The 22,469-nt window shown below is 61.6% G+C and carries 27 protein-coding genes; 9 read left to right on the top strand and 18 right to left on the bottom strand.

Going from position 1 to position 22,469, the window contains the following annotated elements:
• Positions 1-13: 13 nt before the first annotated feature.
• From cimA to cysS, 7 genes are read right to left on the bottom strand one after another with little or no spacing between them, the layout of a single operon-like run.
• Positions 14-1,636, bottom strand: a complete 1,623-nt coding sequence (gene cimA, locus AC3WTO_RS03725) for a citramalate synthase (protein ID WP_492459336.1) — start codon at positions 1,634-1,636, stop codon at positions 14-16.
• Positions 1,633-2,589: a prolyl aminopeptidase gene (pip, locus tag AC3WTO_RS03720; RefSeq protein WP_492459335.1), complete on the bottom strand. Its 957-nt coding sequence runs from the start codon at positions 2,587-2,589 to the stop codon at positions 1,633-1,635. Before pip ends, cimA begins: the two co-directional genes overlap by 4 nt.
• Positions 2,586-3,062 (bottom strand): GFA family protein, encoded by a 477-nt coding sequence (locus AC3WTO_RS03715; protein ID WP_492459334.1) that lies wholly within the window; start codon positions 3,060-3,062, stop codon positions 2,586-2,588. Before AC3WTO_RS03715 ends, pip begins: the two co-directional genes overlap by 4 nt.
• On the bottom strand, positions 3,059-3,538 hold the full coding sequence (locus tag AC3WTO_RS03710) for a GFA family protein (protein WP_492459333.1): 480 nt from the start codon (positions 3,536-3,538) through the stop codon (positions 3,059-3,061). The genes AC3WTO_RS03715 and AC3WTO_RS03710 overlap by 4 nt, the downstream gene beginning before the upstream one ends.
• A complete protein-coding gene (locus tag AC3WTO_RS03705; protein WP_492459331.1) occupies positions 3,535-4,035 on the bottom strand; it encodes a GFA family protein in 501 nt (166 codons plus the stop codon). Before AC3WTO_RS03705 ends, AC3WTO_RS03710 begins: the two co-directional genes overlap by 4 nt.
• On the bottom strand, positions 4,035-4,418 hold the full coding sequence (locus tag AC3WTO_RS03700; protein ID WP_492459330.1) for a VOC family protein: 384 nt from the start codon (positions 4,416-4,418) through the stop codon (positions 4,035-4,037). The genes AC3WTO_RS03705 and AC3WTO_RS03700 overlap by 1 nt, the downstream gene beginning before the upstream one ends.
• The gene (cysS, locus tag AC3WTO_RS03695; RefSeq protein WP_492459329.1) at positions 4,415-5,851 is read right to left on the bottom strand and encodes a cysteine--tRNA ligase; all 1,437 of its coding nucleotides are present in this window, start codon (positions 5,849-5,851) and stop codon (positions 4,415-4,417) included. Before cysS ends, AC3WTO_RS03700 begins: the two co-directional genes overlap by 4 nt.
• A gap of 389 nt (positions 5,852-6,240) precedes the next feature.
• Here cysS and AC3WTO_RS03690 point away from each other — a divergent pair, with 389 nt between their 5' ends.
• The gene (locus AC3WTO_RS03690) at positions 6,241-6,396 is read left to right on the top strand and encodes a hypothetical protein (protein ID WP_129410428.1); all 156 of its coding nucleotides are present in this window, start codon (positions 6,241-6,243) and stop codon (positions 6,394-6,396) included.
• Positions 6,397-6,544: 148 nt separating this feature from the next.
• Here AC3WTO_RS03690 and AC3WTO_RS03685 read toward each other — a convergent pair whose 3' ends face one another.
• The gene (locus AC3WTO_RS03685; protein WP_492459328.1) at positions 6,545-7,330 is read right to left on the bottom strand and encodes an SOS response-associated peptidase; all 786 of its coding nucleotides are present in this window, start codon (positions 7,328-7,330) and stop codon (positions 6,545-6,547) included.
• A gap of 130 nt (positions 7,331-7,460) precedes the next feature.
• Between AC3WTO_RS03685 and AC3WTO_RS03680 the strand changes: the two genes are divergently transcribed.
• From AC3WTO_RS03680 to AC3WTO_RS03665, 4 genes are all read left to right on the top strand, one after another.
• Positions 7,461-7,886, top strand: coding sequence for an NUDIX hydrolase (locus AC3WTO_RS03680; RefSeq protein ID WP_492459327.1), 426 nt, complete (start codon positions 7,461-7,463; stop codon positions 7,884-7,886).
• A 47-nt stretch (positions 7,887-7,933) separates the two neighbouring features.
• Complete coding sequence (locus tag AC3WTO_RS03675; RefSeq protein ID WP_492459326.1) at positions 7,934-8,311, top strand: TIGR02301 family protein; 378 nt, start codon at positions 7,934-7,936, stop codon at positions 8,309-8,311.
• A gap of 139 nt (positions 8,312-8,450) precedes the next feature.
• A complete protein-coding gene (locus AC3WTO_RS03670; RefSeq protein WP_101934884.1) occupies positions 8,451-8,708 on the top strand; it encodes a hypothetical protein in 258 nt (85 codons plus the stop codon).
• A 91-nt stretch (positions 8,709-8,799) separates the two neighbouring features.
• Positions 8,800-9,609 carry a hypothetical protein gene (locus AC3WTO_RS03665; protein WP_492459325.1) on the top strand — a complete coding sequence of 270 codons (810 nt, stop codon included), beginning with the start codon at positions 8,800-8,802 and terminating at the stop codon, positions 9,607-9,609.
• A gap of 78 nt (positions 9,610-9,687) precedes the next feature.
• On the opposite strand, the gene AC3WTO_RS03660 is transcribed toward AC3WTO_RS03665, so the two are convergent.
• The 3 genes from AC3WTO_RS03660 to AC3WTO_RS03650 form a co-directional block, all read right to left on the bottom strand.
• On the bottom strand, positions 9,688-10,017 hold the full coding sequence (locus AC3WTO_RS03660) for a YMGG-like glycine zipper-containing protein (protein WP_492459324.1): 330 nt from the start codon (positions 10,015-10,017) through the stop codon (positions 9,688-9,690).
• 77 nt (positions 10,018-10,094) lie between these two features.
• Positions 10,095-10,373: a hypothetical protein gene (locus AC3WTO_RS03655; protein WP_492459323.1), complete on the bottom strand. Its 279-nt coding sequence runs from the start codon at positions 10,371-10,373 to the stop codon at positions 10,095-10,097.
• 28 nt (positions 10,374-10,401) lie between these two features.
• Entirely contained in the window at positions 10,402-11,733 is a 1,332-nt protein-coding gene (locus AC3WTO_RS03650; RefSeq protein ID WP_492459321.1) for a dihydroorotase, read from the bottom strand.
• Between the two features lie 70 nt (positions 11,734-11,803).
• Here AC3WTO_RS03650 and ygfZ point away from each other — a divergent pair, with 70 nt between their 5' ends.
• Together ygfZ and AC3WTO_RS03640 are read left to right on the top strand one after the other, a co-directional pair.
• Positions 11,804-12,688, top strand: coding sequence for a CAF17-like 4Fe-4S cluster assembly/insertion protein YgfZ (ygfZ, locus tag AC3WTO_RS03645; RefSeq protein ID WP_492459320.1), 885 nt, complete (start codon positions 11,804-11,806; stop codon positions 12,686-12,688).
• Positions 12,685-13,296, top strand: a complete 612-nt coding sequence (locus AC3WTO_RS03640; RefSeq protein WP_492460027.1) for an HD domain-containing protein — start codon at positions 12,685-12,687, stop codon at positions 13,294-13,296. The genes ygfZ and AC3WTO_RS03640 overlap by 4 nt, the downstream gene beginning before the upstream one ends.
• Positions 13,297-13,366: 70 nt before the next feature.
• Here AC3WTO_RS03640 and AC3WTO_RS03635 read toward each other — a convergent pair whose 3' ends face one another.
• Positions 13,367-13,684, bottom strand: a complete 318-nt coding sequence (locus AC3WTO_RS03635) for a DMT family transporter (protein WP_129410434.1) — start codon at positions 13,682-13,684, stop codon at positions 13,367-13,369.
• Between the two features lie 92 nt (positions 13,685-13,776).
• Here AC3WTO_RS03635 and AC3WTO_RS03630 point away from each other — a divergent pair, with 92 nt between their 5' ends.
• Entirely contained in the window at positions 13,777-14,148 is a 372-nt protein-coding gene (locus AC3WTO_RS03630; protein WP_492459318.1) for a winged helix-turn-helix transcriptional regulator, read from the top strand.
• On the opposite strand, the gene AC3WTO_RS03625 is transcribed toward AC3WTO_RS03630, so the two are convergent.
• Together AC3WTO_RS03625 and AC3WTO_RS03620 are read right to left on the bottom strand one after the other, a co-directional pair.
• The gene (locus tag AC3WTO_RS03625; RefSeq protein WP_492459317.1) at positions 14,145-15,608 is read right to left on the bottom strand and encodes a RimK family ATP-grasp domain-containing protein; all 1,464 of its coding nucleotides are present in this window, start codon (positions 15,606-15,608) and stop codon (positions 14,145-14,147) included. The two genes, AC3WTO_RS03630 and AC3WTO_RS03625, sit on opposite strands and share 4 nt — an antisense overlap.
• Positions 15,605-16,711: a peptidase C39 family protein gene (locus AC3WTO_RS03620; protein ID WP_492459316.1), complete on the bottom strand. Its 1,107-nt coding sequence runs from the start codon at positions 16,709-16,711 to the stop codon at positions 15,605-15,607. The genes AC3WTO_RS03625 and AC3WTO_RS03620 overlap by 4 nt, the downstream gene beginning before the upstream one ends.
• A 242-nt stretch (positions 16,712-16,953) precedes the next feature.
• Between AC3WTO_RS03620 and AC3WTO_RS03615 the strand changes: the two genes are divergently transcribed.
• On the top strand, positions 16,954-17,322 hold the full coding sequence (locus tag AC3WTO_RS03615) for a hypothetical protein (RefSeq protein ID WP_492459314.1): 369 nt from the start codon (positions 16,954-16,956) through the stop codon (positions 17,320-17,322).
• Between the two features lie 17 nt (positions 17,323-17,339).
• Here the strand turns inward: AC3WTO_RS03615 and AC3WTO_RS03610 are convergent, their stop codons facing one another.
• The 4 genes from AC3WTO_RS03610 to AC3WTO_RS03595 form a co-directional block, all read right to left on the bottom strand.
• Positions 17,340-18,131 (bottom strand): anti-sigma factor family protein, encoded by a 792-nt coding sequence (locus AC3WTO_RS03610; RefSeq protein WP_492459313.1) that lies wholly within the window; start codon positions 18,129-18,131, stop codon positions 17,340-17,342.
• Positions 18,128-18,646 (bottom strand): sigma-70 family RNA polymerase sigma factor, encoded by a 519-nt coding sequence (locus AC3WTO_RS03605; RefSeq protein WP_492459312.1) that lies wholly within the window; start codon positions 18,644-18,646, stop codon positions 18,128-18,130. The genes AC3WTO_RS03610 and AC3WTO_RS03605 overlap by 4 nt, the downstream gene beginning before the upstream one ends.
• Positions 18,647-18,869: 223 nt before the next feature.
• On the bottom strand, positions 18,870-19,493 hold the full coding sequence (locus AC3WTO_RS03600; RefSeq protein WP_492459311.1) for an outer membrane protein: 624 nt from the start codon (positions 19,491-19,493) through the stop codon (positions 18,870-18,872).
• A gap of 235 nt (positions 19,494-19,728) precedes the next feature.
• Positions 19,729-22,437 carry a DUF2339 domain-containing protein gene (locus tag AC3WTO_RS03595; RefSeq protein WP_492459310.1) on the bottom strand — a complete coding sequence of 903 codons (2,709 nt, stop codon included), beginning with the start codon at positions 22,435-22,437 and terminating at the stop codon, positions 19,729-19,731.
• Between the last annotated feature and the right edge of the window lie 32 nt (positions 22,438-22,469).

Here is a 22,469-nt window from a genome sequence, read left to right as displayed (position 1 = left end):
GATTTGCAGGGTGCTATTCGGCCGCAACCAGCCCCGCCATCTCGCGATTCTTCATCAGCTTGTAGATGATGGAATCCATCAGAGCCTGGAACGAGGCATCGATGATGTTCTCCGACACACCGACCGTCCACCAGCGCGCGCCGGTGGAATCGTGCGATTCGATCAGCACGCGGGTGATCGCCTCGGTGCCGCCATTGAGGATACGCACCTTGAAGTCGGCAAGTTCGAGATCGACAATCTCGTTCTGGTACTTGCCGAGATCCTTGCGCAGCGCGAGATCGAGCGCGTTGACCGGACCATGGCCCTCGGCCACCGACATCTTCTCCTCATTGTCCACCATCACCTTCACAATGGCTTCCGAGACAGTCTTCAGCTGGCCGTTGGCATCGAACCTGCGCTCGACCATGCAGCGAAACGAGGTAACGGCGAAGAATTCCGGCAGGCCGGACAACATCTTGCGCGCCAGCAGTTCAAAGGAAGCGTCGGCGCCCTCATAGGCGTAGCCTTCAGCCTCGCGTTCCTTGACGACGGCGATGAGGGCGTCGAGACGCGCGTCGTCCTTCGGCACGTCGATGCCGCGCCGCTTCAGCTCGGCGAGAAAGTTCGCCTTGCCGCCCTGGTCGGAGACCATGACGCGTCGACGGTTGCCGACGGCTTCCGGCGGTACATGTTCATAGGTCTGCGGCTCCTTGACCAGAGCCGAGGCGTGAATTCCAGCCTTGGTGGCGAAGGCGGAGGAGCCGACATAGGGCGCCTGCGCTTCCGGAGCGCGGTTCAACAACTCGTCGAATGCACGGGAAAGGCGTGAAATGCCGGCAAGCTGTTCCGCCGAGACCCCGGTCTCGAAACGGTCCTTGTAGGCTGGTTTCAGCATCAGCGTGGGGATCAGCGTCACCAGATTGGCGTTGCCGCAGCGCTCGCCGATGCCGTTCAAGGTGCCCTGGATCTGCCGCACGCCGGCTTCGACTGCGGCCAGCGAATTGGCCACGGCCTGGCCGGTGTCGTCATGGGCATGGATGCCGAGATGATCGCCCGGGATGCCGGCTGCGATCGCCTTTTCGACGATGACGTGGACCTCGGACGGCTGGGTGCCGCCGTTGGTGTCACACAGCACCACCCAACGTGCGCCGGCTTCATAGGCGGTCCTGACGCAGGCCAGCGCATAGTCAGGATTGGCCTTGAAACCGTCGAAGAAGTGCTCGCAATCGACCATCGCCTCGCGACCGGCGGCAATGGCGGCGGCGACGGAGGCGCGGATTGCCTCCAGGTTCTCTTCGTTGCTGCAGCCCAACGCGACGCGGACGTGGTAGTCCCAGCTCTTGGCGACGAAGCAGATGGCATCCGAACGCGCCTGCACCAAAGCGGCAAGACCTGGGTCGTTCGAAGCCGAAACGCCGGCGCGCTTGGTCATGCCGAAGGCAACGAAGCTGGAGCGCGCCGTGCGTTTTCTGGTGAAGAATTCGGTGTCGGTCGGGTTGGCGCCGGGATAGCCGCCCTCGACATAATCCATGCCGAACTCGTCCAGCATGCCGGCGATCGCAATCTTGTCCTCGACCGAAAAGTCGATGCCCGGCGTCTGCTGGCCGTCACGCAATGTCGTGTCGAAGAGGTAGAGGCGGTCGCGTTGCATGGTCATTTACCGGCGAATTTGTCCGTGGCGCGGATCAGGCTGTCGAGGATACCGGGTTCGGAATAGGCATGTCCGGCACCTTCGATGAGGTGGAAATCGGCCTTCGGCCAGGCCTTGTGCAGCTGCCAGGCATATTTTGCCGGGCACGGCATGTCATAACGGCCATGGATGATGGCGCCCGGAATATCCTTCAACTTGTAGGCATTGCGAAGGATCTGCCCCTCTTCGAGCCAGCCGGCATGGGCAAAATAGTGGTTTTCGATGCGAGCGAAAGCGAGGGCATAGTCATCCTGCGCAAAGGGATCGCTGGTCGCCGGTTCCGGAAGCAGCGTGATGGTCTCGCCTTCCCAGATCGACCAGGCCTTGGCCGCCTCGACCTGCTTCTGGCGGTCGCTGCCAACCAGCCGCTTGCGGTAGGCTCCCATCATGTCGCCGCGCTCATCCTCGGGGATCGGCGCCAGGAACCGTTCCCACTTGTCTGGGTACATTTCCGAAACACCGAACTGATAATACCAGTCGAGTTCGGCACGGGTGAGCGTGTAGATGCCGCGCACCACCAGTTCGCTGACGCGGCTGGGATGTGTTTCGGCATAGGCCAACGCAAGCGTGGAGCCCCACGACCCGCCGAAGACCAGCCACTTGTCGAAGCCGGCCAGATCACGCAAGCGCTCGATATCGGCGACCAGATGCCAGGTCGTGTTGGCCTCCAGAGAAGCGTTGGGCGTCGACTTGCCGCAGCCGCGCTGGTCGAACAGGATGACATCGTAGAGCTTCGGATCGAACAGCCGGCGATGGCTCGGTGAAATGGCGCCGCCCGGTCCGCCATGCAGGAAGACGGCAGGTTTGGCGCCTTTGGTGCCAACCCGCTCCCAATAGACCTGGTGACCATCGCCCACATCCAGCATACCGCTCGCGAAGGGTTCGATCTCGGGATAAAGCGTACGCAATTCCAGACTCACAGTTTCAGCCCTTTCTCAGGCCAATTCTCGGTTTCGCGGTCGGGATGCTGGAAGGAGATGATGTGCTCCTGCCGCGCATAATAGTCGAGGTCCTGATGCACCGGCGCCTCGAAGATCTTCTCGACCCAGGGCAGACGCGATGCGTGGTTGACCTGATGCGTCGGCGCCAAGTCGGAACGATCATCAAAACTGCCGATCGAAATCTCCAGCGCATCGGGGCTCTTATAAGTCATCGGCGTACCGCACCGTTTGCAGAAGCCGCGCGCAATGTTGACGGACGACTGGAAGTAGCTCGGTTCCTCATGCACCCATTCGACACCGTCCGACGGCACCGTGACGAAAGCGCCGAAGAACGAACCGAACTGCTTCTGGCACATGCGGCAATGGCAGATCGACGGACGCCCGAGCTTGCCCTGTATGCGGAAGCGCACGGCTCCGCACTGGCAGCCGCCGGTTCTGATGGCATCGGTCATGGTCTGTCCTCCGGGGGCCAGGTTGCGGTGTCGTGATCGGGGTGCTGCCGGGCGGACGGCACAATCGCAGCGTACCATTCAGATTCGTCGGAAGAGGGCTCGGAGGAGCCGATCTCATCGAACCACGGCATCTTCGCGTGCAATCCGCATTGAAAAGCGGGTTTCACGGCTGCCGGCTCGTCGAGTGCGCCGAGCACGACGTTGATCGTATTGCGGTCCAGCACGTCGAAAAGCAGCGGCGTTCCACAATCCCGGCAGAATCCGCGACGCACGAGATCGGATGAGTGAAACCAACCCACTTCGCCGCGCGTCATCGTAAATTTCGACTTCGGCACGCGCGCAAGCGGCATGAAATAATTGCCCGATGCCTTCTGGCACATGCGGCAATGGCAGACATGCGCATTCTCGAGAGCGCCATCGATGCGGTAGCGCACCGAGCCGCACTGGCAGCCTCCGGTCGAGGCTTCCCCTCTCATGCGTGCGTTTCCTTGTCGACCGGCGGCCAGACCTCGGTTTCATGATCGGGGTGCTGGTGGTTCACCATCGAGGCGATGAACGGGACGGAGACGGGATCGTCCTCTGTTATGCCGCCAGGCAATGAGGGAATCGCATCCACATAGGGCAGCTTCGCCTCGATACCCCACTGTACCGTCGGCGGAATTTCTTCCGGATGATCGAAGGCCGCGATGGCCAGCGCGATGCCATGAGGATCGCCAAAGGTCAGCGGCGTGCCGCATTCCGGGCAAAAACCGCGCGTGGCGAAACTGGACGACTGAAAAAGCTTCGGCTCTGCGCGCGTCCATGTCAGCCTTGCGGCGGCGACGGAGACCAACGGCTGGTAAAAATTGCCGCTCGCCTTCTGGCACATCCGGCAATGGCAGATCGAGGCTTCCCCCAGAACGCCTTCGACGCGAAAACGCACCGCGCCACACTGGCATCCGCCGGTATAGGTGGGTTTGTTGTCGAGGCTCATCACGCCGGCCCGTGGTAGACGGCTTCGATGTTGTTGCCGTCGGGGTCGAAGGCGAAAGCCGCGTAATAGTGCTCGTGGTAGTGCGGGCGCAGCCCCGGAGCCCCGTTGTCCCTGCCGCCCGCGACCAGCGCCGCCGCGTGGAAGGCATCGACATCAGCCCGGCTGTTGGCCGTGAAAGCATAGTGGCGGCCGGGCGCCGACGTCCTCGTCTCATGCAGCCAGAACACCGGCCGGTCGCGGCCGTAACCACCAACCTTGGCGCCGCCCGTATACTGCTCCGGCACCATGTAGAGCAGCGAAGCGCCAAGCGGTGCCATTGCCTTGTCGTAGAATGTTTTCGCCGCCTCGAAATCGACGACGGAAATGCCGGTGTGGTCGATCATCTCTTCACCTCCCAGGTCGTCACGCGTTCGCCCGTTGCCGGATCCTTGCCATCTTTCAGCTGGATACCTTGCGCCAGCAATGCGTCACGGACACGATCCGCCTCGGCCCAGTTCTTGGCCGCAATGAAGGCAAGGCGCTCGGCTATGGTCTTCGAAACAGCCTGCTCGTCAATCGCCGCGGTCGCAAGGCTGAAACCAAGGAACTGCAGCGCGGCCTTCAGGCTTGCCGCCGCGTCGTTTCCTTGATCGGCGTCCGATGCCAGCTGCGTCAGCACCTGGAAGGCCTGATAGGTGCCGAGATCATCCGCCAGCGCCTCGATGACGGCCAGTGGGACATCGCCAGCCTCACCGGTCGCCAGGTCCGCGCCACGCTTCCATTTGCGCAGCGTGTTCTCGGCTTCCTCCAGCTTGCGGACCGAAAAATCGATCGGCTCGCGATAATGCGTCATCAGCATGGCCAGGCGCAGCACCTCGCCCGGCCATTTGCGGCCGCCGAATGTCTCCGTCTCCAGCAGTTCGTTGATCGAATAGAAATTGCCCAGGCTCTTGGACATCTTCTGGCCTTCGACCTGCAGGAACCCGTTGTGCATCCAGACATTGGCCATCACGTCGGTGCCGTGAGCGCAGCGCGACTGCGCGATCTCGTTCTCATGGTGCGGAAAGATCAGGTCCAGACCGCCGCCATGAATGTCGAAGACCTCGCCGAGATAGGCGGCGCTCATGGCCGAGCACTCGATGTGCCAACCGGGCCGTCCCCTACCCCATGGGCTTTGCCAGCCCGGCTCTTCCGCGGTTGAGAGCTTCCACAGGACGAAATCGCCCGGGTTCTTCTTGTGCGCATCGACGGCAATGCGCACGCCGGCCTGTTGTTCGTCCAGCGGGCGCTTGGAGAGTTCGCCATAGTCCGGCATCGAGGCGGTATCGAACAGAACCTCGCCTTCCGCAGCATAGGCGTGGCCGCGGTCGATTAGTTGGTGGATCAGACCGATCATGTCGGTCTTGCCGTCGGCGCGCGGCTCGACGAATTCCGTGGCACGCGGCTCATGCGTCGGCTCAAGGCAGCCCAGCGCGGCGACGTCCTTCTGGAACTGGTCCGCGGTCTTCTCGGTTACCCGCCGGATCGCCTGATTGAGCGACAATTTTCCAGAAGCGATGTCATCGCCAAAATCGCGCAACGCGCGCGCGTTGATCTTGTCATCGAGGTCGGTGATGTTTCTCGCATAGGTGACGTGTTCGGAACCGTAGACATGGCGTAGCAGCCTGAACAGCACATCGAACACGATCACCGGCCTGGCATTGCCGATATGGGCGAGGTCGTAGACCGTCGGGCCGCAGACATACATACGCACATTGTCGGGATCGATGGGGACAAAATCCTCCTTCGCCCTGTTCAGCGTGTTGTAGAGGCGCAAGCCTTTCGAGCCCTCAGACATTCATCCCCTTCCCGACCGATCCCGGCCGCAGCGCATTTTCGCGCACAATCCAACCCCAGCCTGCTGGCCGGGGCGTTGTCCACTCAGAGAGAAAGTTGAGGCGAAAACGTCCAGACCAGCGCGAGCGCTAGCCAATAATGCAGATGCCACAAATGGCGAAAGACGTTCTCATGCGCGGCTTTATCGCGCTCGCCCGTGTTGCCGTCAAGTCGCAACTTTCACAGACCGGGCGCTCTGACAGGCGTAAACCATTTGAAGAAACATTTTCTTAAGCATGTGCGTTCAGTGCTATAATATTCGTCGGCTCACGTGGAAAACGCCACGATTTGGTCGGAATCGGCCATCATCTGCAGCGCCTTCCAGTGACCCTTGACCTTGGGGAAGTCGAAATGCCACGCAGCAAACAGGAAGCCAGTCGAGCCAAGCAACCGACACTCGCCAGCCAATATCGGGCAATCGGCCCGGCGGCAGTGGTGGCGGCTCTGCTCCACACGGCTAAGAAGAAAAAGCCCGCGCACAAGATCACCTCGCCACGCGCGGCCTGAAAAACGGTCTGTGGTCGCTGACGAGCCGATGCTCGCTCAGCGGCAGAGCGTTTCCGTTTTTCACGGAAACGCGGAACGCTCTGACTTTGTTTTTACGCAATTCCGGACGGAAAACCGCTACACACTTTTCCTGGAATTGCGGCAGAGACTAGAATAGCGACATCTGATCAGAATCGTCGCCGCCAGGTTTCTTGCGCGTCGGTTTTGCCGGCTCTTGCCGACCCGCTGGATCTTCAGCCGGCGCGACGAACCTCTCCTGGATTTCCGGCCCCGAATTGGCGACCTTATTGACGAGGTCGGAAACCGGGATCGCCTCGAAGAACCCTTCATCGACGGGGCGCAAAAGATCCGCGACCGCACGCGGTTCCTGGCTCCGGCAATCCAGCCAGCGCGAAAAATCCCCGGGATGAATCACGACCGGCATACGGTCGTGGATATGGGCGATGTCGGCATTTGCCGACGTGGTCATGATGGCGCCGGTATCCATCTCGGAGCCGCCCGGTTCAGCATAGGTCTCCATCAATCCGGCAAAGGCGACGATGCCGCCGTCTTTCGGCCGCACCCAGTAGGCCTGCCCTTTCCTGCTGCCTGCCTGGCGCCATTCATAGAACCCGCTGGCCGGCACCAATGTGCGCCGATGGCGCATGGCGGTACGAAAAGAGGCTTTCTCGGCCGCGCTCTCGGAGCGCGCGTTGATGAGGAGCGGAAACTGTCGCGTATCCTTGACCCAGGTCGGTATCAGCCCCCAGCGAACCAGCATAGAGGTTCTATCGGAGCGATTCGAACCAGGTGCTTTCGGAGCACCGGCAAGCACCATCGTGATGGGCTGGGTCGGCGCGATGTTGTAGCGCGCCGGAAATGGCTCGATATCGTCCAGGCCGAGGAAGGTTGTGGTCTGGTCCGGCGTCGCGGTCAGGGCAAAACGTCCGCACATGGCGTAATCTCATCTTCGTCTGGCCCCGAAAGTGGTGGTGGAAGGGCGTCGCCGCAACCGCTAAAGCTCGGTTTGGTGCCGCGATCCACAGTCATCGTTCGGTCCAACAGACATGGGAAGATGCTGAGAAATGCCCCCTAGGCGAACCATACCGTCGGTTTCCGTAGCTGTCGTGCGTGGCGATACAGTGCTTCTGGTGAAGCGCGCCAGGCCGCCCTCCCAGGGTGTCTACGCCTTTCCGGGCGGCAAGGTCGAAGCCGGCGAGAGCCTGGAAGCTGCGGCGAAACGGGAGCTTCTGGAAGAAACCGGCCTCGCGGCCGCCGACCTGCGGCCGCTGATCGAGATCTTCATCGATGGCTCCGTCGAAGGCCATCCTTCGGACTATCGCCTGACTGTGTTCGGCGCCCGCTACATCGGGGGCGAAGCCCAGGCCGACGACGATGCCGAGACAGCCGCCTTCTACACGCTGGGCGACATGGAAACGATGCCTCTGGCCGGTTCCGTCCTTTCCGTTGCCCAGGATCTGCTGCAGCCGGACAAAAAGCCGTTGGGCTAAGCCCCGCAACGCCTTGCAGCGGACAAATTGTTTCTTCACAAAGGCTTATGATCCGTGCATTCGTTCTTTCCCTACTTAGTCTCGCCATATTGGCGGGAGTTTCGGCGCGCCCTGCGGCCGCGACCGAGGCGCCGTTCGAGCCGGGGCTGATGCGGCTGGCCGAAGTTCTGGGATCCCTGCATTTCCTGCGCAATCTCTGCGGTGAAAAGGGTGACCAGTGGCGCGGCGAGATGGAGAAACTGCTGGAGTCCGAAAACCCCGATCCTGAACGGCGCGCACGCTTCATCGCGGCATTCAACCGGGGCTATCGTTCGTTCGGCAGCACCTATACGCAATGTACGTCTTCGGCCAGCGAAGCGATCAACCGTTACATGAGAGAGGGCGAGAAGCTCTCGCGCGACATCGCGTCGCGCTATGGCAATTAGCGAGCTGTTAACTTTTTCACCATTGTGGCAGCACAGCACCAAAGTCCTGTGGTAGGAACCTTAATGGGACATTAAAGGGACGGGTCAAGTTTGATCCTCATTTGAAGGATCGCCGCTTGAACAAGGGTGGTAGTTGCGTATGGGACACACAGCCAACGATATCGATGCCCTCGTCAGGGAAGAAAAGCGCCTGACCGCCGTCGAGAGCCATAGCGAAGCGTGGGCGGAAGGGCTTTCCGCTGGTATCGAGCCGGATATCATCGCCGAGGCGGCGTTGGAAACAGCGTTTTGCGAGATGCTGCGCGCCAATGGCGAGACAGCAGCCCTTGCCCTGCTCGACAGGATGCGTGAAAAGGTGATTGCCGGAGCGTTCGAGCCCGACCAAGTGCGGCACTGAACTGACGCCCGGCGCCGACCGGCGGAATAGCCTTTCCGCCGCGCGGCGGCATACCGACCGGGTGTTGCCCGGCAGCATGGAGAGGCGGCCGTTGAAATTTTCGTCCTTCGACAGACCCCGCGGCCTGGCGTTTGGCGCTGGTTTCCTCGCGCTGACACTCACGACACCTTCGGTTCTGCTCACAACAGCCCGGCCGGCCATCGCGCTCAGCGAAATCAAGCATGACGACGTGCAGGTCCCCGGCAAGCGTCAGCAAATGGGACCGGAAGCGCCCAAGCCCGGTATCGTACCACTGCCGGATCCCATCCAGACCGTTCCGCCACCCCAGAAGACAACGCCGCCGGGCCAGGACGAGCCCGAACAGGTCGAGCCCGCCAAGCCCGGAGAGGGTAGCGGCAATCTCGCCCGACCGCAGATCGATCCCACAGCGTCGTTGCCGCCGGTGCAATATGACCTTGCCAAACTGCCGGAACCGGTGCGGCGCATGCGCGATCTGATCATCGACGCCTGCAAGAGCGGCGATATCGAAAAACTCCGCCCCCTGATCGGGGTTGGCGATTCGCTGACGCAGCTTTCATTGACCGATATAGAAGGCGATCCTATCGCCTTCCTCAAGGGACTGTCCGGCGATACCGAGGGCCAGGAAATCCTCGCCATCCTGCAGGAAGTTCTCGACGCGGGTTATGTGCAGCTCGACCCCGGCACACCGCAGGAGCTCTATGTCTGGCCCTATTTCTTTGCTTATCCGCTGGCCAAGCTCGACGCCAAGCAGCGGGTGGAACTCTTCAAGATCGTCACCGCAGGCGATTACGAAGACATGAAGCAGTACGGCACTTACATTTTCTATCGTGTCGGCATCACGCCGCAGGGCCGCTGGACCTTCTTCGTCGCCGGCGATTGAACCGAAGCCGCCTCAAGACAAGGCCCTCATCCGCAAAGATGCGCCTGACGAGACAAAACGCCTCGCCAGGCAAAACCGTCAGTAGCCGCGGCGACGGTAGTAGCGCTCGTCACAAGGTGCGGTGAAGACGCGGCCGTAACGATCCTGATAGCGGCACAACTCGCGACCACGGTCACGTGGCTGCGGGCCACCCGAGGTTGCCAGAACGGCACCCAGCAGCGCCCCGGCGCCGGCGCCGATCAGCGTGCTTTCGGTGTTGCCGCCAATCGCCTGGCCAACCAACGCACCACCAGCCGCGCCCAGGGCAGCGCCACCGGTCGCACGCTGCTGCTGGGCCGTCTGCGAGCAAGCAGCGATGCCCAGCGTCATCAGCAAGGTCGTGGCAGTGGCGAGTTTCATCAGATTCATCAGGACAGTCTCCGTTTGGTCCGTGCGGACGTTGGCGCGACCTTACGGATCCAACATGAACGCAGCCTGTCTAAATCTCAGCGAAGCTTGCTGGCCCCTAATTTGTTGGCAATCACGACACCCAGCGTCGCGAAAACCACGACGATAACCAGATAGATCATCAGCAAAACCGGCCAGACGACAAAGGCATTGCCGTTGGTGCTGCGGGAAAGTTCAATCTCAAGCAGCCAATAGAATACGACGCAGGCGGCAACGGCGGTCACGAAGACAGCGCCGACATTGTTGCAGCCGATCTTGTGGAGAACAGCGGCCAAACCGCCGGAAGCGACGGCGCACAAGATCGCGGCTTCAATCATGCAACATGGCCGATCATCGCCAACTCGACTAGCCGACGACAGCTTCCGAGAATTCGACCGCCCTGCCCTGCGATGGCCTGACGATCTCGCCTTCCCACATGACGCGGGTGCCGCGCACGATGGTGCCGACCGGCCAGCCGGTGACTTCCTTGCCGTCATAAGGCGTCCAGCCGGCCCGCGATCCCGCCTGCGCGTTGGTGATGGTTTCACGCCGCTTCATGTCCACGACGGTGAAATCGGCGTCATAACCGGCAGCGATGCGTCCTTTGCGCGCCATGCCGAAGATGCGGTTCGGACCGTGGCTGGAGAGGTCGACGAAGCGTTCCAGCGTAAGCCGGCCGGCATTGACGTGATCCAGCATGATCGGGACCAGTGTTTGCACACCCGTCATGCCAGACGGCGAAGCCGGGTAGGGTTTCGCCTTCTCGGCCAGCGTGTGCGGAGCATGGTCGGAACCGAGCACATCGACGATGCCCTGGTCGATGCCTTGCCAGATGCCGTCACGATGGCGGGCAGCACGCACCGGCGGGTTCATCTGCAGGAGCGCGCCAAGACGGGCATAGTCGTCGGCGCTCATGGTCAGGTGATGGGGCGTCGCCTCGCAGGTCGCGACATCCTTGTGCTGCTGGAGAAAGCTGATTTCCTCGGTCGTCGAGATATGCAGCACATGGATGCGCGCGCGGGTCTGGCGCGCGATGCGCACAAGGCGCTCCGTGCACTGAAGTGCCGCGATCTCGTCGCGCCACACCGGATGCGAAGACGGGTCGTTCTCGACCCGCAGGCCAAGACGATCACGCAGGCGGAATTCGTCTTCCGAATGAAACGCTGCACGGCGGCGGATGTTGCGCAGGATGGAAGCGACGCCTTCATCGTCTTCCACCAGCAGGTCGCCGGTCGACGAGCCCATGAACACCTTGATCCCGGCAGCCCCCGGCAAGCGCTCCAGTTCAGCGACATCCCCGGCATTGTCACGCGTTCCACCGACCCAGAAAGCGAAATCGCAATGCATGCGCCCGGTAGCGCGTGCAACCTTGTCGGCCAGCGTCGCTTCACTGGTGGTGAGTGGATTGGTGTTGGGCATTTCAAAGACCGCGGTGACGCCGCCCAGCACGGCGGCACGGGACCCGGTCTCGAGATCTTCCTTGTGCTCGAGGCCCGGCTCGCGGAAATGCACCTGGCTGTCGACGACGCCAGGCAGCACGTGCAGGCCAAGGCAGTCGATGGTTTCTCCGGCAGAAGCGGCGCCGAGATCCCCGATTGCGGCAATCCTTCCGTCCAGCACGCCAACGTCGCGCTGGCCAATGCCATCGTGATTGACGACGATGCCGCCCTTGAGGATGAGGTCGTAGGTCACTGCCATCCGATCCGGCCCTTGTGTGGGAATTGCCTGCGGCTTACGTAATGGCTCTTCGAAATGCAAGATCAGGTCCATGCCGACAGTCATTCTCGCCGACCGTGCTGTTATCTCCGTTTCCGGCCCAGAGGCCGAACACTTCCTGCAGAATATCCTGACCGTCGATCTCGACCCGCTTGGCCAAGGCGAAGCCAAACCGGGTGCTCTGCTGGCACCGCAAGGCAAGATCCTGTTCGACTTCCTGGTCTCGCGCATCAGCGACAATGCCCTTCGACTGGAGTGCCGTTCCGACATCGCCGATGATTTCATCAAGCGGCTGATGTTCTACCGGCTGCGCGCGAAGGTCGATATTTCCAAGCAGGAACAGGATGTTGTGGCTGTTTGGTGGCGGTCCGATTCAAACCCCTCGCAAAATGATTCCGCAACCTCAACCAGTGAATCAGCAGCAGGCGTGCGCGACCGCCGCTTCTCCGTGCCGGTCATGCGCTTCTACCAAACGCCGCTGCCCGCGGCAGACGCCACGCCAGCCGAATGGGATGCCTTCCGCCTTTCCCATGGCGTTGCCGAAAGCGGTCCCGACTACACCTTGAATGACGCCTTCCCGCACGACGTTCTGCTCGACCAGCTGGACGGTATCGGCTTCACGAAAGGCTGCTTCATTGGGCAGGAAGTGGTGTCGCGCATGCAGCATCGCGGCACCGCGCGCCGGCGCGTGCTGCTGGTGGAAGCCGCCGACGCCCTGCCCGCTTCGGGTACCGAACTGACCGTCAATGATCGCCCGGTCGGCGCGCTGGGCTCGGTTTCAGGCACGCACGGACTGGCCATTGCCCGCATCGACCGCGTCAAGGCGGCAATGGATGCCGGCCAGGAAATCAGCGCCGGAGGCATTGCCGTATCGCTGACCATCCCAAATTGGGCGCGCTTCACCTTTCCTGAGGCCGCCAATTCGGAAGATGCCTGATGGCGGACAGGGTCGGCGCACCACCGCGAGCCTGGCAGCGCATGCTGTCGGGACGCCGTCTCGACCTGCTCGATCCATCTCCGCTCGACATCGAGATCGGCGACATCGCGCACGGCCTTGCCCGCGTCGCGCGCTGGAATGGCCAGACGTCTGGTGACCATGCCTTTTCGGTGGCGCAGCACTCGTTGCTGGTCGAAGAGATCTTCCGCGCCATCGTGCCGTCGGCATCGCCTGCAGCACAGCTGACGGCTTTGCTGCACGATGCGCCGGAATATGTCATCGGCGACATGATCTCACCCTTCAAATCGGTGGTCGGTGGCGGCTACAAGTCGTGCGAGGAACGGCTGCAGCATGCCATTCACCTGCGCTACGGATTGCCCGCTTCGACGAGCCAAAGCCTGAAAAAGGATATCAAGCGCGCCGACCAGATCGCAGCCTATTTCGAGGCGACGGTGCTGGCCGGTTTCGGGCTGGCGGAGGCGGCAGAGTTCTTCGGTCGCCCGCGCGGCCTATCCACCGATCAGTTTGATCTCACGCCCAGACCTGCCAAGCATGTGGAAAAGGCCTTTACGGCCCGCTTCCATCAGATCGAAGCCGGATTGCGGTAGAGCAACTCCAGCCAGGCTGCGTAGCGATTTCGGGTTTGATCGGGCGTTTCCGTCACGCCCCAGACTTCGTTCAACCCTCAACGAAACGCAGGCCGACGACGCCGACAATGATCAGGGCGATGCAGCCGAGCCTGAGCGGCGTCGCCGGATCGCCGAACAACACGATACCCAGCGTGGCGATGCCAACCGCGCCGATACCCGTCCACACGGCATAGGCGGTGCCGGCCGGCAGGTGGCGCATGGCGAATGTCAGCACGAAGACGCTGAGCAGCGCAAAGAAAATTCCGCCGACACTCGGCCAGAATCGCGTCCAGCCCTCGGCGTATTTCAGCGAAACGCCCATCGCGATCTCGATGACACTCGCGACAAGAAGCAGCAACCAAGCCATCCCGGCCCTCCTTTGATATTCTGATGCAGGCTCATGTGTGATAACAGGAACCAAAGGGCAATTACGCACCTTTTGGTGCCTATGGGTTTTCGATGGCCGCGCCAAACGTCTATGATTCCGCCTGTTCCGCACGGGATGCATTGGAACTTATCGCGTCCAAATGGGCGATGCTGATCCTGCCGGCCCTATCTGGAGGGCCAATGCGCAACAGCGCGCTGCTCAGGAAAATCGGTGGCATCTCGCAGAAGATGCTCACACAGACGCTGAAAGACCTGGAGCGTAACGGGGTGGTGATCCGCCAGGACATGCAGACGGTGCCGCCGCATGTCGAATACAGGCTTAGCGCGCTCGGCAGTTCGCTCAGCGAAGCGCTGATCACGCTCGACCGCTGGGCGGAACATCATTCGGGAGATCTCGACGCCGCCCGCGAGCGCTTCGACGCTGACCAGAAGTCTCTTGATTAGCGCCCCTGGCGCTCCAAACGATCCAGGAACCACTGCGTCAACCGGACCCAGACCTCGTCTTTCTCGCCTGTATCCTCACAGCCGTGGTCGAGGTTCGGATTGTCGTTGACCTCGATAACGAAAACGCCGTCCTTGGTTTCCTTCAGGTCGACGCCGTAGAGGCCATCGCCGATGCAACGGGCAGCCTTGACGGCTGTCTGCACCGCATGTGTGGGCGCATCCTTCAAGGTGAAAGTCTTGAAACCGCCCTCGTCGGGCTTCCCGGCGCGATCGTGGTTGACGATCTGCCAGTGCTGCTTGGCCATGAGATACTGCACCGCGAACAGCGGCTCGCCGCCCAGCACGCCGATGCGCCAGTCATAGTCGGTCGGGATGAACTTCTGCGCGACGAGCAGGTCGGAATCCTCCAGCCATTCGGTCGCCAGCTTCTTCAACTCGCCGAAATCCTTGCACTTCTTGACCCCGCGCGAAAACGCACTGTCGGGGATCTTGAGAACCAGCGGGAAGCCGAGCGTGTCGGCCGCCACTTCCAGGTCGGAGGGACCGGCGATCATGACGGTGGGCGGCACCGGTACGTCGTTGAAAGCCATCAATTCGTTCAGATAGACCTTGTTGGTGCAGCGGATCATCGACAGCGGATCGTCGATCACCGGCATGCCTTCCTGCTGGGCACGGCGGGCAAACCGATAGGTATGGTTGGAAATCGAGGTCGTCTCGCGGATGAACAACGCGTCGTAGTTGGCAACCCTGGCCAGGTCTTTCCTGGTAATCGGCTCGACCTCGACGCCCATTTTCTCGGCTATGCGCGCCCAATAGCGCAGCGAAGATATCGCCGAAGGCGGCAATTGCTCATGCGGATCGACCAGCGTTGCAAACGTGTAGCGTGCCGGGGTGCGCGCCTTGCTGTCGCGCCATTCCCGGCCGGTGTAAACGTCGAGGCACTCGAGAAAGCGCTTTTCCTCCACCTCGCTCATCCGCGCCAACGGATAGAAGCCTATCTTGCGGATCGCCGCCCATTCGCCGGCGTCGGTTATAGCCACTTCCAGCGCCGGTGCACGGAACCAGTCGAACAGGAGTTTGGCGAAACGATCCCAGGCCTTGCCGGGACCGATACCGAAGAAGATGTGAACCTTGGCTGGGAAGGCGCCGCCGAGATCCTTGCGGCACTTGTTCAACGCCAGTTCCAGTTCCGGCAATGCATGCTCGTAGAGCTTGCGCTCGGAGAGGTCGATCATGGTCTCGACGGTAGGAATAACCTTGTGGCCACGCGAACTCGCCAGCAGCGAGGCATAGTAGCCACGGCTCTGATAGTCATAGCGGTTGGAAAGGTTGATCACCTTCGGGCGTTGGCCGCGAAACAGGCCCGGATGGGCCAGATAGTCGCGATTGGTAATCACTTTGTGCGGTGTTGCCACCTGGTCGAGATCGTTCTGCCTGCCGGTTAGGATGACCCAGGTCATTGTTTCGCGCGCGCTCCAAGAATGATGGCAGCACGCAGTCCGTCGCGGCCGAACTGCGCCATGGAAATGAAGATGTCGTACGGCACTGGAATGTTGGCGGCATCCACCTGGGTTTCTTCCTGCTCGTCCTCGACCCATGGATCGTGAATGAGGATATGGTCGCCATCGTCACCGATCGCCAGAACCCAGTGCGGTACTTTCTTTCCGAACATCAGGAAGCCGCTGATCAAGACCACGACCAGCTTGCCGGTGGCGATTGCCGCACGGATGTCGTCGATGGAAAAGGCGTTGTAGCGCACCGGAATGCCATATTCCCTGGCGCGACGCTGAAAATCGATCTGCGCCAGCTCCATGACACGGCGCTTCTCGACGCTGCGCACTGACTGCAGGAACAGCGGCCCGTCGAACGAAACGAAAATCTCGGCCGAAAGGCCGTATTCGTAGGCAGCGACCGCCAGTCCGAACGGCTCACAGCCGCCAGGACCCGACATCATGAAAACGGTGGTCGCCTCGCGCCACAGCCGCACTTCCATGACCGGATCCGGCCTGAACCCGGCATCGAAATGCGCCATCGTCATCATCAGGCAGCAAGGCCCGCAGGTGAAATCACAGGTCTGCTCATAGAACGGCACAGAGGTAACGACGGGTACATGGCCGCGCAGCATCTTCTCGTACCGCAGCGCAGGCGCGCCATCTTCGTAGTAGTCGTTCTCGCGACCGATCTTGCGATAACCGGAGTGCTCATAGATGCGGATGGCGCGGGAATTGTCTTCTCGCACCTCCAGGCGCAACATCATACGATCGTGTTCGAAGGCCGTGTCTTCCGCTGCTTCCAGCAGTTGACGGCCAATACCCTGACCACCGAAATCCGGGCCGGTGGCCAGCGAATAAAGCCGTGCCACCCGGCTGCCCTTGCGAAACAAGATGATCGCATAACCTGCTATCCGACCGCCGCTCTCGGCGATCAGCGTCTCGGCTGTTTCGCGCTCTATGAGTTGGCGGAAGGAACGGCGCGAAATGCGGTCGGTTGCAAAGACGGCATTCTCGATGGCGGCGAGAGCATCGACGTCGGAAGCGCGGGCCGTGCGGACTTCGGCAGGCATGAAGGCTTGAAGAACCTCGGTGCGTGGCAGGAAAGAGGTCTGTCGAAACGTGACAACGCCGACCGGAAAGCCGACGCATGCTCAGCGTTTCGCGCTTCGATTTCGGCTGAATTGTGACAGATTCGGCTTGCTTGCCAAGACGTCGAACAACTTCGTTCGCCGGGCGCCGCTGGGCAGCGGCCTTCGGGAAAAATATCGAACCCCGGGCTTTGCTACCGATCGGAGCCATGCAACCAAAGGGCATGATCGATGGCGCACGACACCAGCCTTCCCGCCCTTGGCCGAAATGGCTCGGCTGGTTCGGCATTGCCATTCTGGTTGCGGCAAGCCCGTTGGCACTGGCCGCGATGACGATACCCGCGAATGAATACAAGGCCTGGGGCGTGAATGCGGTCGATTGCGATGGGCCGATCTCGGTCTATCTGTATGCGGTCCCTGCCCTGCTGGTCTACGGGGCCGGCGCGATCATGAATGGCCGCTATCGTCGTGACCGGCTCAACCAAGTCTGTGCAGTCATCTGCACACTTGCCTGTGTGTTGATTGTGGCCAATACGGCCACCGGCATCAAGGAACAGGCGTATCTGGAGCGCGATGCCGAATCCTGTCGATAGGCTGCCGAGCAATTTGCTCAGACCTTGCTTTCTGCGCCTTCGATCAACTGGCGGTAGGCGTTGCGGGCCACGGTAGCGAGCCGTTCCTGCGGCAAGGAGCCGACAACGGCGCAACCATAGCCCTTGTCGAGCCAATAGACCGCTATCGGACCGTTTTTCTCGACGTAGGTGCCCTTGGCATAGCTGCCTGATTCCGAAGTCACGAACAGCGAGATGCGATTGCCCTCGGCATCTTCATAAAGCAGCATCGCCGCCTTGCCAGCGCCGGCCGGCAAAAGCCGGCCACCGACCAGTTGGAATCCATCGGCCGTGAGATCCGGGGTTACCAGCCGCAAACCGATCCGCGCCGACAACCAATTGCGCATATGCTCCCCGTCCGAGGCGGGCACCTCGACGGCATGACGTTTCTCGGCGGCATAGACGAGGTATGCTGCAACCGCCTCCTCGGCGAATCTGTCCGCCGAAGGGTCTTCAACGCCAATGCCGCGGGAGCCGACAACGTAACCTCCTGCGCCTCCCGTCGCCAGCAGCAACGCCGCCGCAGCAGCCTGCCACCAGCGGGACCGCGATGGTGACCGGGAGCCACCCTCGCCCGCGACCAAGCTGGTGAAGCGTACAGGAACCGGCTCATCGAGGGTCGCCGACAAGGCGCTGCGCAACGCATCGCGATCGGAACTGAAGCGGTTGTTTCTGGCCTTCATCTCCGGATTGGCGTCGAGCCATGTCTCGAAGGCGCCACGTTCCTCGTGGGGTAGTTCGCCGTCGAGCGCCAGATGGATGTCCCGTTCGGTGAAATCGCGCGCAGTCATTTCTCGACCACCTTCAGCGAACGGCGCCGCGCCCGATCGTCGAGCAGTGCACGCAGGTCCTCACGGCCGCGTGAGATCCGCGACATCAGCGTGCCTGCGGGGATGTCCAGAATATTGGCCGCCTCGGCATAGGAGAAACCCTCGATGGCAACGGTCACGATCGCCGCGCGACGCTCGGGAGCGATCGCCTGCAAGGCATCCAGGATTTCCCGGGATGCGATGTTTTCGAGCTGAACCGATGGCACCGCCAGCGCCTCGTCGCCATCCAGCGGCAGCATTGCCATTTCCCCGCGGCGGCTCACCTTGCGCATCTGATCGATGAAAAGATGGTGCATGATCGTAAACAGCCATTTCCTCGGGCTCTCGCCGGTTTGCCAGTTGTCCAGCCTAGCCAAAGCGCGCTCAAGGCAATCCTGGACAAGGTCGTCCGCGGAATCGCGGTCGCGCAACAGCGCGCGCGCATAGCGGCGCAGGCGCGGAATCTCGCCAAGGATCGCGGCCTTCCTGTCGTCCATGGGTGGCGGTTCGCCAATCTTTCCCGTTGCCCCGGCGATTGAACGCGCCTTCGCGGGCCGGCGCAAGCCGTGCTGGCGCATGACCCCGAAAATGCCCGTTGTTGCCTTCACGAACAGAACGAGGCCAGCGCAACAATTATTCCCAACACAATGGCGGATAGTGCAAAAAACAACGCCGCCGGCTCATGGAGCCGACGGCGTTTGAGAGACGCTACAACCAATATCAGAAGCGGTAGTTGACGCCCATCTTGACGGTATGGCTCTTCAGATCCTCGGAGCGCTTTGAGCCATTGCGCAACGTGTAGTCGACGTCACCATAGTTGACATAGTTGTACTCGACCTTGGCCGAGATGTTGCCAGCGAATGCCTGCTCGATACCGCCGCCGAACAGATAGCCGCCTTCCCACTTGCCGCCCGAGGCGACAGTGCCGCCCGGCTTGACCTTCGTCATCGAATAGCCGGCGGTGCCGTAGACGAGCGTCTTGTCGAAGGAGACGCCGGCACGAACCTTGGCCGCACCTGTCCAGGTGCGCTTCAGTTCAGCGCCGTCGTCCAGCTTGTGTTTGGTTCCCTTGGAATAAGCACCGTCAAGTTCCGCACCATAGACGAATGCGCCGCTCTGGAAGTTGGTGCCGACCTGGCCACCGAACTGCCAGCCGCTCTTGCTGGAGAACGGGTTGGGGAAGCCCGAGGAAGACGTACCCAACTGGCCACCGATGTAGCTGCCGGACCAGTTGTAGGCAGGATCGGAATAGGGCTGCTCGGATACGAAGTCGGCCGCCATGGCCGGCACGGCGAGAGGTGCAAGGCCAGCGAACATGACGAGAAACAGATTTCGCTTGGACATGGTTTTAGCTCCGAAAATGATTGAGCTGCGGAGCATTTAGCTCCGCAGCCCGTTGACGGGGCTGGCGACCGGTCGGCGACTGGGGAAGCAATCCGCCGGCAGGGCCCCGTGCACCAGCGCGCTGGTTGCATGAAGACAATGACCGGGGTGGATTACGCCAACATTGCGCAAAGTTTAGTGAAAACAAATATTTACGGGTAATGTTTCAGTAAGATTTCTTAAGCGTTTCTGAATGTTACCCCTGTTTCGGTGCCCGTGACAGCAGCCGCTGGTAGAACAGGCCGATACCGATGAGCACGGCACCCAGGCCGATGAAGGAGAGCGCCCGCAGCACGCCTTCCAGCTCCGACATGTCGAACAGGAAGACTTTCAGCACGGCGATCGCAATCAACGCAGCCGAGGCGATGCGCAAGACATAAGAACTGAGGCGAACGCCGACCACGAGCAGCACGACGCCGAGCAGCAACCACAGGGCAGAGTAGCTGTAGGTCTCGATCTGCTCCATGCCGCTCCACAGGCCGATGAACTCGCCCTTGAAGAAGCGCCGCACGGACAGGGTTGCATAGGCAAAGGCCAGCAAGGCTCCGATCAGGGCAAGCATGGCAGAATACCATTTCGGACGCTTGCCGCGCGCGTAGTAGGCCAGCGCCCCGGCCGCGACGGCTGGCAACAGATAAGCCAGGAAAAGCAGATTGAAGACCGGTATCCGGCCCGTGGACTCATCGGTGAAGAGCGGGTTGAGGATGACAAAATGCTGGCCGACGATGGCAAGCGCCGACATGACACCGATGATCAATGAGCCGTAACGCAACACTGAACTTGGCGAGCGCATGTCGATGCTGATCAGAATGCCACCGGCACCAAGCGCGATGAGCGTGTAGATCGCCTGCTCGGCGAGCGAGACATGCCCGTCATCGATGACACCGCCATGCATGGCGTGCCGCACCAGCATGGCAACGCCGAGCAGCGCGAACAGCGCTGCTCCAGCCTCCATTGCCAGACGCGGACGGCCATTGGTGGTGCGCGCCAACTGCCACGCAGCAAAGCCAAATGCGAGCGTCGGCACCCCGTAACCAGGCAACAGCCAGTTGAAGACGGGTGTCGTGGACAGGAATTCGGCGCCGACAATGGTTGGATCGAAGGCGATCCGAGCAAGAACAGCCACGACAGCGCCGACTGCGAGCCAACCAAGTACAGGATAGCTGCGCCAACGGGTCGCCAGAGCCGGCAACGCGGCAGCGGCGCCCAACAGCACCGTGGTTAGGCCGGAGCCGAACGCCATATGCAGCATCAGCACCGCCGCCAGCCCCGCACTGGCCAGCACGAAGGAAACGGCGAGGCCACCGGTTAGCGGAGGCTCTTCGGCCCGCGCGATCCATTCCCCGCTAGCCACCAGGACAGCGAGCAACATCAAGGTAACGGCTGCATAGACGAAATCCCGATCGATGTCGCCGAAAGTCACCCAAAGCGACAGCACGATCACGAGGGGCACAGCCGTGCCCCATGCAGCCCAGGAGGCCGATTGAGCAAGGCTCGTCCCGACATGCCGCCTGGCACTCCACAGACCCGTGCCCAGGAACAGCAAACCGAGAACAATGCCGATGCGGACCATCGCGGTATCAGCAACGACGGTCACAGGCATGGTGTCTATCGTCGCGTAGCCTGAAAGATCGACGGACGTCTCGGCCAGCGGTGTGATTCGGAGGTAGGCAAAGACGGTTGCCAGCGCGGCACCGTACAGGACAGGCAAGGCTTGTGGTCGAAACACCACGGTCCCGATCATCGCCGCCACGATCAAAGCCGCGGGCCAGCCACCGCCCTCGGCGGCGAACCGCGGCTCTGCAAATAACAACAGTGTTGCGGCAGCCACGAAGATCGCCGGAGCGATCGAGCTCAGGTCGAAACCCGCTCGTGCCTCGATCGGGCGAAGCTCTCCGCCGAGCCAGACAAACCCGAGAACTGCCAGCACGACGAGATTGATGAAGACGAGGACGCCAAAGCCGGGCATCGGCGCTTCGACCATATAGAGCACGATCCACAAGCCGACGCCGGCGAAGGCGGCGGCCATCAGAACCGACCAATGGCGGATACGTCCAATGAAGCCGGTCGCCGTGAGCACAACCGCCAGATAACCGAACAACGCCCACGGATTGGGCGATTGGGAAGCGACCAGCATCGGCGTCGCCAAGGCGCCGAGCAGTCCGACACCGGCAAGCGCCTGGCCATGCACCAGTGCCGCAGCAATCGTCGCGATCCCGATCAACCCGAGCAATATGAAAGCCACCGCAGGACCAATGAAACCGTAGATGCCATGCGCGGCATAAACAGTACCGAACAATGTGAAGGCACCAGCGGCAGTGAGAATCGCGGGAATGTAGGCTGCGGCAGCGCCTTCTACCGGCACCTTGAAGCCGGTACGCCGAATGAATTCGCCGCCACCGGTCAAAACGATGCCGAGGATGGCAGCCATGGCGAGCCGTACCCCCGGTCCGAAGATACCCGCCTCGATGCTGTAGCGGACCAGGAAAAGACCCCCCAGGGCAAGCGCGATGCCACCCACCCATACCGCCCACCGCGTACCGAGCGCGGTTTCGATGTCGGGTTTCTTCGGTTGTGGTTTCGCGGCTTCGCCTTCGCCGACCGGTTCGGAAATCGTTTCTTCTTCCCGAGCCGCAGCCGCGTTCCCCCAGGGACCAGATTGTGTTGCTTCTTCCGGCTCCGACGGCTCGGCGACGCTACCCGGACTGCCTTCGATCAAGCTGTTATCCGAGGCCAATGGCCCGGCTACGGAGGCCTCCGCTGGCGTTTGAGCGGCCGTCAGTGCTCCGGGCACGACCAGCTTGCGCAACTCACCGAGTTCGCGGTCGATCCTGGCAAGCTGCGAGCGCTGACGCGCCACGATAACAAGCAGCACGACAAAACCGACAAGACTGAAAACATCCACCGTGGCGTCCCCCTGAAGCCGCGTCCCACTCG

This window comes from Mesorhizobium sp. EU05-FHT14A09 (assembly GCF_058790995.1).
The sequence above is the reverse complement of the archived record's forward strand: the minus strand, read 5'-3'. Positions and strand labels throughout refer to the sequence as shown.